Genomic DNA, 12,234 nt, shown 5'->3' with positions numbered 1-12,234 from the left:
AACTATTCACTCCGTTTTACAAAGAATATTTGCGACACTCCAACTAAAATGGTAATTAAAATTGCGACCGTCATGAACAAATTGAAGGTACCGTGGCTGATAATAACAATTTTCCAGTTTACACTTGCGAAACCTGCTGCAAATGGCAACAAAGTATAAATTAGATAACGGATCAATAATCCATTACGATAATTATTCTTCAAGTCACCAGTTAAATTTGACCTCGATAAATCAAATTTCAATGGCACTAAGATGTAAAAATCAATTGCAATGATCAATGACAATAACAATACGATTCCAACAAGATATAATTCACCATTATTGCTTGTTTCGGCATTGGTAAAATCATCCGTCTGAGGAACATATTTGTGCATTGATTTGACATGGAGAACCTTTTTGATTTTATTAAGACTCTCTTTATTAGACAATGCCCGACCATCCAAAACCGTCGTTACCTGATTAAGATGATAGTTCGACTTCGGTTGATTAGGAGAAAGTGATACCAACGTCTGTAAATTCAAAATATCGGCACCATCAAAACCAACATTTCCAATGACAGAAATATATCGATTATCAACCTTGATATATGACTGGCTTTGAGGTTTATATGCTTCAATTTCCGACGACTTACCTTGAACCGCAAATGGAATCTGTGAAGTAAAATCATCCATCGAGAAGTAACGACCTGATGTTATTGGTAATTTATTGACCTTGTTGTGACCATAAATATAGCCAATATCACTATTACTCTTTTCAAAGAAGATCAATTGATAGCTTGAAACCTTCTTTTTTTGATTTAATTCCTGTATAGCTGTAACTAAATTCTTTTTAGAATTAGTATGTAAAACTACTGCATCTTCACTCATACCCAAACGATTCATCGTATTATTATACTTGATGGAATCACTTTTGGAGATAGCGACTCCAGCCAAAAGAATTGACAGGAAAATAATAATACTCGAAATTATTTTTTTCATAAAAATCTCACCTATAAGTTTGTCTTGCTGTTAATGTTTATTGAATATATGCCATCTCCAGAGCCGAGAAATATTCACTGGCTGTGTGGACCGGTACGAGCCTGAGAAACGGTCTCGAACCTCGGTTTGTCCACAAATATTTTTCAGCTCTTCCGACTAATGGTTCTTTAGTAATAACTTATGGAATCAATTTAAAACGACAATTAATTACATTTTTATTTTATGCCTAGAAATTTATTAAATAAAAAGCACTTTTAAAAATAAATTAATAAGTAGCTGAAGATTAAAAGGTAAAAATTGATGTAATCATCAGTCTTCATTTTATTATTCCGACCATTAAAATACTCTAAAATCTGGAGACGTAATATTCAACTACAACATTGCTCTACTGATAATCTATTTTACACTATAACTGAAGGTTAAAAGGTGAAAAATTAATATAACCAGTGTTATTACAGGCTTAGAGTTAATATATTTAAATAAGCAGAAGTCTTTATTTTACTGTTCCGCTATTAAAAAATACTCTCAGCTCTGGAAACGGCATAAATTTTCAATCTTTAAACTATAACAACACACAAGGCTGAAACATAATTTATATTGTCCCAGCCTTGATTATTTTATTTGATTAAATACAACTGATCTTGAACCAGGTCATAATGTGAATATACTTGATTGACTGAATCAATTCTTGGATCCTCAATTATTTTAGCATCATCCCAAAATTCTTTACTGTCAGTCGCCCCATACTTTTCACCAATAACTAAGAAGTTAACATCCAATTGACGAATCTTTTGTAAAACTTGAAAATCAATATTTTCACGATCAGGACTCCAGGCGACAATCACATTGTCAACTTTAGTTCCATATTTATCCAAAGCAGCTAAAGCATCCAATGATTCGATCTCAGTCATCTGCAAATTCCCCGTTTGATTATATTTTGACCAACTCAAGTCGTCAGTACAATATGTTTCGACATCAATATCACGGAGACCTTTCGACAAATAGCCATTACCCGCCATCAACTCTAAGAAGCTTTCATTCGGAAATTGTTTCTTGATTTCAGCAGTAAAATCCTGAGTGACTGACGCCCAGTAACCAAAGCGAGTTTGTAAGTATGTTCTAAATTCGCCCAAATCGTGATCAAATTTTTCTAAATGTGCCGACATTGTCTGAAATTCGACCTCATCCAAAGTGACGTTATTTTCCATGTAAGACGTTATTTCTTTTTCAGTTAATTCAAATTGTGGGAAGTGATATTTGGGAAGCTCATTGTTATTCAAAGCTAAACAAATTCGTTCCATAAATTTAATTCGCGCATTAAACATCATTCCGTTCGGTAAAACAACAGTGTCTTCACGTAATCCATCAATATAATTCATTTGATCCCTCCAGAAAAATTTATCGATAATTCAGGCATACATCGACAATTATCTTACTAGAATTTTGCCAATACTTAAAGGATTAACTATGACGTTAAATATCCCGGATCTTCCGACTAGTTAAAAGTTATTAATTGAATCTCTGAAGGTTGAAAGGTAAAAAATCAATCCAGCCATTGCTATCACAGGCTTAGAGTTAATTTATTGAAATAATCAGAAATCTGCATTTTATTCCTGTCATTAAAAAAATAAATTAGTTGGAAGAGCTGAGAGTATTCATTTGCAACCGAGGTCCGAGACCGCCCTCTGGCTCGGACCGTTCCGCGCAGCAATTGAATACTCTCAGCTCTGGAAACGGCATACTTACCTAAACTTTCAACCTTTAGATTGAAGGATGAAAAAATGAATACTCTCAGCCCTGGAGACTACCTACTTATTAATATTCAATTAAATTTTAATGCTGAAAATATCACAATTATTTCCAATAATAACGAAAAAGTGTAATATCTTAGTTAGTACATGTACGAGGTGAAATATGTCAGAAAATAATAAACGGCGACAGGCTCCAAAGAAAGAAGAAAGCGGTTGGCAATTTTGGTTGCAAACCATTGCTTTAACTATTGCAATCTATGCTGTATTCTTCCTTGGATTCAAGTTCATTCTTTCGAACGATAAAGTTTCTGGACCTTCCATGCAGCCGACCTTTGAAAATAATGATAAAGTAATTGCGACGAGACATTCTAGTATCAGTCGTGGTGATGTTATCGTTTTGAAGGCTCCTGATGAACCAGGATCATTTTATATTAAGAGAGTTATTGGTTTACCTGGCGATACTGTTGTTTCTAAGAACAACAAAATTTATGTTAATGGTAAACTATATAAAGAGGACTTCCTCAATGCGGGTAAAAAAGTTAAGGAACCTGACACTAGTCTCTATGCGGGTAAGCCATACAGCTATACGTATAATTTCACTTTAAGTACTTTAGCTAAGAATTCTCCTGAATGGCAACAACGTTACAGTAGCTCTTACCTAAAGAAAATCGAACAGACTAATAAAGTTCCTGCTGGTACCTACTTTGTAATGGGAGATCACAGAACCGTTTCCAAAGACAGTCGAATCATTGGTTTCATCAATAAGAAGAGTGTTATTGGTGAGGTCAAGTGGCGTTACTGGCCATTGAATAGATGGGCAATCTTTTAAATCGAAGTTAATAGATAACTTATTGGAGGTATTTTCATGGATAAACCAAATATTGCTGAAATGATTATTCAGTACGAAAAAGATAAAGATATGACAGATACACAATTTGCTTTTGAAAGTCACATTTCGGTAGAACGTGTTCATAATCTAAAATCAGGCGACTATGAACCTACAGCAGCTGAAATAAAGTCAATTTTGGAATACATTAAGCTACATCAATAAGACAATATTTGTAGTTTACCATGATAGCGATGACCGTTTGGTTATCGCTATTTTTGTGTGCTAAAAAAGAAGTATCAACAATATTTAGTTTGTAAATATTGTTGATACTTCTATATTGATTTTCTTTTAAATAACTAAAGGTTGAAAGTTTATTTAAGTATGCCGTTTCCAGAGCTGAGAGTATTCAATTGCTGTGCGGAACGGCCCGAGCCAAGGTGTGGTCTCGAACCTCGGTGGTGTAATTGCTGAAGCAATAACGCCACTTTCGCTGCAAATGAATACTCTCAGCTCTTCCAACTAATTTATTTTTTAATAGTAGGAACAATAAAATGAAGACTTTTGAGTTACTTAAATAGATTAGCTAAAAGACCGGTAATAACAATTGTTAGATTGATTTTTCACCTTTCAACCTTCAGTTAAATAATCATAAATACGTGAATCATGAAAATAAATATAAACACCCTTAACTCCACGTTTTAGTAAAACATTAATTGAATTAAGAATGATTTTTATTTTAGCGGAATCCACATCATTCAAATCTGCCTGATGACGTTTCTTAAAAGCCTCTTGATCTTCATACTTTGTAATATCAATTCTTATGCCACCATTACCATTATAAACAACTGACGGGCCGATAATAACTGCTACATAATTGAGGTCAAAGCCCTGTACTGTATAAATCGAACCTATTTCGTCAATTGTTGAATCTTTTTGGGCCCAAGTAACATTGGAATAATTATATTGATCCCACGGTAAATGAAATTCACCTTCATTAACAAAGTGTTTCTTACCATCAAGGGTTGATGGATAATCAGCCGTTGCGACGATACGCGATTTCTGATAAATTGTATTATCCTTTCGCAGTTGTTGATACATTTTTTCAGCATCAGAATAAATTCTAAAATCATAGCCATTATGATTACCACCCAAGAACTCAGAATTATTATATTCTACGGACTCGAGCTGTAAATTATTTGTTAAATTGTCAATCCACTGAACGATTTTTTTAGGTGCTTGCATACGCATTTGAACGTGTAATGTTGTTTCTTGATAATTTAATTGGAATCTTTTAACTAAGTTATCAATAACCCTTTGTGACCAAAAGCTCTTTAATTTTAAGACTTGTCGTTCATCATAGACTATTACGACAACTTTACTCAATTTAATTATTTCTTCTAATTGATTATTTTGTTCAAAATTATTGTAACGATCGGCTTCACTTAATAACAAATGAGCTTCATCAATCACCACTATGTCCGGCGTTTTATCATCCTTATTCATTCGATTGATAAACGTAGTTGGGCGTAAAAATCGATTCTTACGTAATTCTGGATAACTCCCTGCGTTCGCTTGGTAGACCTTTAATAACTCGGGATGATTAACTAAAAAGTAATTGTCTGTTTTGTTCTCTTTAGCAATTTGCTCCAGACGAAGAAATAATTGCGTTAAAATGACACTTTTCCCGGTACCGGCATCCCCATTTAATTGAAATAGGCCCTTTTCTCGGTTATGTAAATTATCTTGGCAAAAATCAAATATTTCATTAAAAACATCTTGTTGTTCCGCGGTCAGATGTTTATCAGGTAAAACAGAATCTAGCATATTTATCTCCTAACAAAAATAGCACACCCTCAAGGTGTGCCAAAGTCAACTATTCGTCACTCTTTAATACTCCGCCAACAGCGTAGTGTTCTTTTTCCATTTCGTTTAAGACAACATGAACATGTTCTGCAGGTGCACCGGTGTTTTTAACAATAGCATCGGTAACATCTTTGACCATTCCTCTTAACTGAGATTCGGAACGTCCGGCAATCAAATCGATATGTACTAGTGGCATAATAATTCTCCTTTATTCATCAGCGTTTACAACGCTTATTTTAGTGTTAAATTGCTCTACATCAATGCTTGAATCTATTATGTAGAACTGTCCTAATTTTTTTGCTTCACATCGCTTCAAACCTGAAGACTTAGTATCGTCCTCTTTTCGTCCTCTATTTTTCGAGAATTCATCAAAAAGTCGTCCTGTCCATTCAGTAAACTTTGTAAACAAGAAACACCTAAATTATCTCATAATCTAGATGCTTTTCAAACTGCTTATTCTTTATATCTCCTATTTATAGTATTCAATTTATTCTTAACTTCTTCTTCTGTGACTGTAAAACTGTGACTGTAAAACCCAATATATTCACATAAATAGGCCAATACCATTGACGTCGTTAGACGGTGCGGTATTGGCTCATTTATTTTTTTCACCCTTTGGGTGAAAAAAAAACTCCACTATGTTAACGTGAAGTCACCACAACAAAACGTTACAAAGAAGGAGTTCCCAATGACAACTGTACATGAAAAAATAATATTTAACAATAAAAAAATCAAAGTAAATAACAAAAGTAGCGGCTTGAATGGAGATGCCGGTCTAATTGCTATCAATGAATTTATGCCTAAACTTCGATTAGACAAAGTATACCAAATCTATTCATGAATAGATTTGGTATACTACCTTTTTCAGTTAAATGGTTTTAAAGTAAAGTAAATCAATTTGTTTCTTCAGATAAATCTATAGTTATTATATTTTGAACAGCTTCATCAACCTGACCATTATGATACCGTATTACCTTAAAATCATCATCTTCATTTAATGATTTTAAAACCTCTTTGGTAAAACTAGAGGGATTATCATTTAAAATTTTAAAATCAAGGTTTTTAATCGCATTTTCATCATGTGATAAATTTCCTTCTTGATTATCAAGCCATTCGAGCATTTTCTTACTCCAAGATTTAGAAATCTCCCTCCATATTTCAGGTTTTCTTTCTTCACCAGGACTTTGAACAACTTCAACAGTTGTAGTTCTATATTTTTCAATACCTGCCGCCCTAAACCTACTAACAACATCCTCTTTATTTTCAAAGAAAACTGACATTCTACCACTTCTTTGCGTGATTGGTTCATACCTTTTGTTCAAAGATTCATATTGAATTTCGTGTAAAAACTTTATTCTATCAAATTCTGCATTTGAATTATCCTTCAGATTTGCTTTATAATCCAATAAATTTGTTATTTCATCAATTCTATGAACGCTTTTCACTGCCTTTGTAAGCTGATTTATAACAGAATTAAATCTTGTTTCTTTATCACTCACAACTTTTTTTACACCATCTAGGCTTAAATAGTCTGTCATTCTAAACAAGTCCTCTCAAAAAACTAATGAAATTGACGTGACTATTTTCTCCAATAATATTATCTATAGATATAACATTATAATCCGTTCCCATTAGTCCCTTCACTCTTTCTTCTCCGATAATCCAAAAGCTTTGACCATTCAACGATTTAATTGAGTTTGTATTATTTACATTTTTATAATTGCCATTATAAAAAATATAATAACCAGAAATATATGGATTATTTTTCAAAAATTCATCATATCCATCAATCTGATAATCTCCATTATTACCGATCTTATGATTTATTTCAGTATAAACATTTCCTTTACCGTCATATTCTTTACCATTTTTTGCCTGAAATGCATATTTATGAATTTTCTTATTCTTGTCCTTTATATATAAAACATAATCCGCACAAGTACGGGTCTTATTATTCGTAGACGGTCCCTTTTTGCCCGTTTCCTTATAGGAATCATCATAGTAAATCAAATCAGCTTTTGCATTACTAGGTAGAAGTATTTCAGACAAAATATTATCTGTTACAGATGTTTCCTTCATTGCATTAAGTGGAATAGTATAGAATGTTTTTTCTCCAATTTTTTCAATGGAATCAATTAATGAATAACCATTAGTATTCAAATTTCTAACCTCCTTTAATTATTGTAACTTCAATATTATTAATATTATATCATCAGTGAATTATAAATTAAGAATACCTATCGACAAAATCTTGAGCGATATAAAACATATATTACCTAAAAACGGCTATCCTTTTTGAGAGGATAGCCGTACTATTTTCATACAATATTTTCATGTTACAAACGTTGATTTATCAATGTTTGTCGGAGACCTCACCTTGAACCAGTAGGTTCAATATGTACTAATGGCATAATAATTCTCCTTTATTCGTGATTATTTTAGACACAATTTTTATTATAGGCAAGCTCTACAGCAACGATTGTTGCAATTAAGTAAAACTAGCTTTATTTTTTACTTCACATTTTTTCATCATGTTTCGTACAATTTTCGTACTACTTTTTGAAATAATCAGTCGATAATCGTCATGTCCATCTTTAAAAAAACACAAAGAAAAAGTACTTAAATTATCTCACAATTTAAGTGCTTAGTGAACTTCTTATTCTTGAAAGGCTTATCAAAATAATCTTGAACAACTCTAACATTCAAACATTGGACTCCAATAAAGTATTTTAACTAAACTGACTATTGTACAACTTTGCATAAAAACCATTTTTTTCTAGCAAACTCTGATGGTTACCTTGTTCAATTACTCTGCCATCTTTAATAACAAGAATTTGATCAGCGTTCTTAATTGTCGATAAACGGTGTGCTATCACAAAACTGGTTTTGTTCTTCATCAATTTAGACATGGCCGTTTGGACATCAGCTTCAGTTTGACTATCAATTGAGGCAGTCGCTTCATCCAAAATCAATACCGGAGCCTTGGTAATAAAGGCACGCGCAATACTTAATAATTGCCTTTGCCCTTGTGACAACTGTGAGGCATTTTCACTCAACATAGTGTCATAACCCAATGGTAGCTGACGAATAAAGGTATCAGCATTAGCCTCCTCAGCAGCAATCTCAACTTCCTTATCTGTTGCTTCAGGTCGACCCAAACGAATATTTTCTCTAATACTCATTGTAAAAAGAAATGACTCTTGTTGAACTATTGCTACATTTTTTCGCAAATCAAAGCGACGGATTTTGGTAACATCTTGACCATCTAACAACACTCGACCTTTTTTCAAGGGATAAAGGTTTGTTAACAAATTCATGATTGTAGTTTTACCGGCTCCAGTGGGGCCAACTAACGCTACTACTTCACCGGGGTCAGCGGTCAAATTGACATCATCAAGTATTAACCGTTGATCGTATGCGAATGACACATGATCAAAAGTAATGTGTCCGGTAACTTTCTCCAAACCAACTGCTTCTGGATCATCATTCTCACGTGTCTCATCAATCAATTCAAAGACACGCTCAGCACTGGCCAATGATAATTGCAGCGTATTAATTAAATCGAGAACATTATTAATCGGTCCGGTAAAATTACGTAGATATATTAGAAAAGTAAAGATGACACCAACTGTGATGTTGCCATAACCGCCGACAATGGAAATAGCTCCAACGGCTGTTATCAATAAGTAAGCAATATTGTTCGTCATATTATTGAATGGTCCAATAATTGAAGACAATGCCTGGGCCTTATAAGCTGCTTTGGTATATTGACGATTTACATCATTGAACTTACTCATAGTCGAATCGGTGTGATTAAATAGTTGTACTAATTGTTTACCACTGACAGACTCTTCAATTTGGGTGTTCAACTCACCCAGACTAGTTTGTTGATTCATAAATGCTTTTTGAGTGAGTTTAGCAATTGCTTTGGAAAATAAATATGTTGCAACGGTACTCAACAATGTAATACCCGTAAGTATTGGTGACAAAATAATCATTGCCAAACCCATTCCCAAAACACTGATGATTCCGGTAAATAATTGCACAAATGTCTGCATTAAAGCTGTGTTGATATTGTCAACATCGTTGGTTAATCGACTCATAACATCACCGTTATCATGGGTATCAAAATATTTCATCGGCAAACGCTGTAAATTCCCAAAGACGTCTTGGCGAATTTTGGTGCTGACTGCTTGAGCTACTTTAATAGTTACTGAATTCTGAAAATAAGTAAACACGCTCGAAATCAAATACATTACCGCCAACATGGCACAAATAACTAACAAATCATGCAATCTATTCTTACTAATAAACTTATCAATAACAATCCCGTTAACTCGATTACCAATTACGGTCGTTAATGTTGTAACAACTGTAAATCCAAAAACTAGAGATAATTTAAACCGATAAACATTTAAATATCCACCTATTCGAGCAACAGTCTTTTTCCAATCGGTTAGGGAAACTTTTTCACGGTGAATATTACGAGGTACTCTTCTACGCATCAAAGTCGACATCCCCTAACTGTGTTTGAATTAAACTACGATAAAAACTCGACTTTTTTAACAATTCTTTGTGAGTTCCACTGGCCGTTAATTTTCCATCCTCTAAAACAATAATTTCATCACAATCCATAACATTAGTAACTCGCTGAGAAATAATTAACGTTGTCTTATTGGTCCGTAATTGCTTTAAGTTATGTTTGATCTGAGCATTTGTAGATTGATCAACAGCACTTGTCGCATCATCTAAGACTAAGATTTTACTATTAGGAACAATGGCACGGGACAAGTTTAAACGCTGTCTCTGACCACCAGAAAAGTTCTTTCCGGCCTGTTCGACTGGTGCCAAATATTTTTTAGGTAGGTTTTGAATAAAATCGAACGCCTGTGATACTTGTGTGGCTCGTTTAAGGACTGTATCACTAGCAGCACCTCCGTAAATAAGATTACTTTTCACCGTTCCAGAGAACAATAATGAATCTTGTAAGGCTACCGCAACTTCTTGATGAACACTGTCCAAGCTCATGTCCTGAATGTTGACGCCACCTATTTTAATCTGACCGGAATAGTCGTCAAATTGCCTCGTTAACAAGTTGATCAATGAACTCTTTCCTGACCCAGTTGCTCCGATTATTCCAAGCCACTGACCAGATTTAATTTGAAAGTTGACCTTATCTAAAATTGGTTTACTGGTTGAATATCCAAATGAAACATCTTTAAAACTAATACTATCGTCAGCTGGCTTTTCATCATTTACAACTGGAAGTTCCTCGGACTCTGATTCATCCAAAACATCCTGAACTCTGGCAGAACTAGTAATTGCCCGTGAAAAGGATGTGATAATATTAACCGTCATAATCATGGCACTTGTAATCTGAATCATATAATTGACGAAAGCAATAATTTGACCATCACTGATAGTCTTGCTGATTGCTAAATCTCCACCATATGCCAAGGCAACTACGACTCCAAGATTTAACATCAACTGAATTATAGGTGACAGAATAACAGTCGCCATTGCGGCAGATTGCGAATTATTTTGAAGTTCTTGATTTTGTCTGCTGAATTGCTCTAATTGATGATTTTCCAAAACATAGGCTTTAACCGTTTTAGCCCCTTGTAAATTCTCACGCATTACTTGATTGACCTGGTCTACTGACTGTTGCATCTTTGTATACTTCGGAATACTGCGTCGCACGATAAGTAAAATAAAGATAACTAGAAATGGCATAATAACAAGCAAGATGGGAGCTAAATCAGGACAAACGATGATTGACATGACTATTCCTCCCAAAAGTAACATTGGGGCTCTAACCATGCTTCTAGTAACTATCATGACTAAATTTTGCATCTGTATTACATCATTAGTGATTCTTGTAATTAGTGTGGCCGGTGCCAGTCCATTAGCCTGACGGTTTTTAAGCGCAATCTCCAACATATGACTCCGCAAAGATTCACCCATTTTTAAAGAAGCATAACTTCCAAGAAAACCACAGCTACTACCAAAAGTTACCCCAATAACTGCAAACATTAACATCAACAATGCATGATGAATTACAAATGATGAATCACCTTTTGCTAAGCCTTGATCAATTATTTGTGACATTAAAGTTGGCTGTTGCAAGTCACTGAAGACCTCACCCAGCATAATTAATGGCGCAAGAAAAAAGAATAATCGGGCTTTACCATGGATATGTTGCATTACGATTCGAAACAAAAAATCACCTCCTAAAAAAAATGTCACGAATTCCATGACCTAGTAAGGACTAAGGATTCCGTGACACTGGTAAAACTATATGATTTATCTTAGTACAAGATTATTTTTGATACAAGTTTATTCAACCGAAATACTGGAGACAGAACGTCAAAATATCATCAACTTCAAAATACAAAAGAAACGAATAATCGCAAATAGAATCTCTTCCTTAAATTGATTATAAAAGTATCTAAGTAAATATTTTTAGAGTTTTTATGTCAATCGTTAAATAATAAAATTAACAAACTAAAGATTGGAAGACAAAAATTAATATAACTATTGGGATTATAAATCTGGAGTTAATTTATTTAAATAAATCAGAAGTCTTAATTTAAATTTTTAATTTTACAGTTCCTACCACAAAAAATTAAACTAGTGGGGAGTAGCTCTCATATTTATATTTAATCAACCTTCAAGTTTTGGATAAAGTGAATGTAATTTTATACGTGCATCTGCAGTTGTGAATTGCCAATCTATTGATAAATTTTTAGCATTACGTTCACTACACCATGCTGCTACTTCTTGTTTTAATTGTTCCATTTCTGGAATTCGCCTG

11 protein-coding genes and 1 pseudogene are annotated in these 12,234 nt (G+C 33.7%); 3 read left to right on the top strand and 9 right to left on the bottom strand.

All coding sequences use genetic code 11. From position 1 onward, the window contains the following. Positions 1-2 precede the first annotated feature (2 nt). Entirely contained in the window at positions 3-977 is a 975-nt protein-coding gene (locus FFM71_RS10270) for a hypothetical protein (RefSeq protein WP_137612084.1), read from the bottom strand. A 617-nt stretch (positions 978-1,594) separates the two neighbouring features. Continuing rightward, the gene (locus FFM71_RS10265; RefSeq protein ID WP_137612083.1) at positions 1,595-2,356 is read right to left on the bottom strand and encodes a hypothetical protein; all 762 of its coding nucleotides are present in this window, start codon (positions 2,354-2,356) and stop codon (positions 1,595-1,597) included. A 535-nt stretch (positions 2,357-2,891) separates the two neighbouring features. On the opposite strand from FFM71_RS10265, the gene lepB reads away from it, so the two are divergent. Next, entirely contained in the window at positions 2,892-3,557 is a 666-nt protein-coding gene (gene lepB / locus FFM71_RS10260; protein WP_137612082.1) for a signal peptidase I, read from the top strand. Between the two features lie 36 nt (positions 3,558-3,593). Then, positions 3,594-3,779, top strand: coding sequence for an LBP_cg2779 family protein (locus tag FFM71_RS10255; RefSeq protein WP_137612081.1), 186 nt, complete (start codon positions 3,594-3,596; stop codon positions 3,777-3,779). Positions 3,780-4,184: 405 nt separating this feature from the next. Here FFM71_RS10255 and FFM71_RS10250 read toward each other — a convergent pair whose 3' ends face one another. Further along, on the bottom strand, positions 4,185-5,381 hold the full coding sequence (locus FFM71_RS10250; protein ID WP_137612080.1) for a DUF2075 domain-containing protein: 1,197 nt from the start codon (positions 5,379-5,381) through the stop codon (positions 4,185-4,187). Positions 5,382-5,430: 49 nt separating this feature from the next. Next, a complete protein-coding gene (thmT, locus tag FFM71_RS10245) occupies positions 5,431-5,616 on the bottom strand; it encodes a 2-hydroxymuconate tautomerase (RefSeq protein WP_137612079.1) in 186 nt (61 codons plus the stop codon). Positions 5,617-6,108: 492 nt separating this feature from the next. Here thmT and FFM71_RS13445 point away from each other — a divergent pair, with 492 nt between their 5' ends. Beyond that, entirely contained in the window at positions 6,109-6,261 is a 153-nt protein-coding gene (locus FFM71_RS13445) for a hypothetical protein (RefSeq protein ID WP_171000541.1), read from the top strand. A gap of 52 nt (positions 6,262-6,313) precedes the next feature. Here the strand turns inward: FFM71_RS13445 and FFM71_RS10240 are convergent, their stop codons facing one another. The 5 genes and pseudogenes from FFM71_RS10240 to FFM71_RS13655 form a co-directional block, all read right to left on the bottom strand. After that, positions 6,314-6,958, bottom strand: a complete 645-nt coding sequence (locus tag FFM71_RS10240; protein ID WP_137612078.1) for a hypothetical protein — start codon at positions 6,956-6,958, stop codon at positions 6,314-6,316. A 1-nt stretch (position 6,959) separates the two neighbouring features. Continuing rightward, a complete protein-coding gene (locus tag FFM71_RS10235; RefSeq protein ID WP_137612077.1) occupies positions 6,960-7,580 on the bottom strand; it encodes a hypothetical protein in 621 nt (206 codons plus the stop codon). 569 nt (positions 7,581-8,149) lie between these two features. Beyond that, positions 8,150-9,937 (bottom strand): ABC transporter ATP-binding protein, encoded by a 1,788-nt coding sequence (locus FFM71_RS10230; RefSeq protein ID WP_171000540.1) that lies wholly within the window; start codon positions 9,935-9,937, stop codon positions 8,150-8,152. Next, positions 9,918-11,639 (bottom strand): ABC transporter ATP-binding protein, encoded by a 1,722-nt coding sequence (locus FFM71_RS10225; protein ID WP_137612076.1) that lies wholly within the window; start codon positions 11,637-11,639, stop codon positions 9,918-9,920. The genes FFM71_RS10230 and FFM71_RS10225 overlap by 20 nt, the downstream gene beginning before the upstream one ends. Before the next feature lie 444 nt (positions 11,640-12,083). Beyond that, positions 12,084-12,234: pseudogene (locus FFM71_RS13655) on the bottom strand (IS630 family transposase); the annotation flags it as partial.

The organism is Companilactobacillus huachuanensis (assembly GCF_005404815.1).
Taxonomy (GTDB): domain Bacteria; phylum Bacillota; class Bacilli; order Lactobacillales; family Lactobacillaceae; genus Companilactobacillus; species Companilactobacillus huachuanensis.
This window is presented reverse-complemented; position numbering and strand designations above follow the sequence as displayed.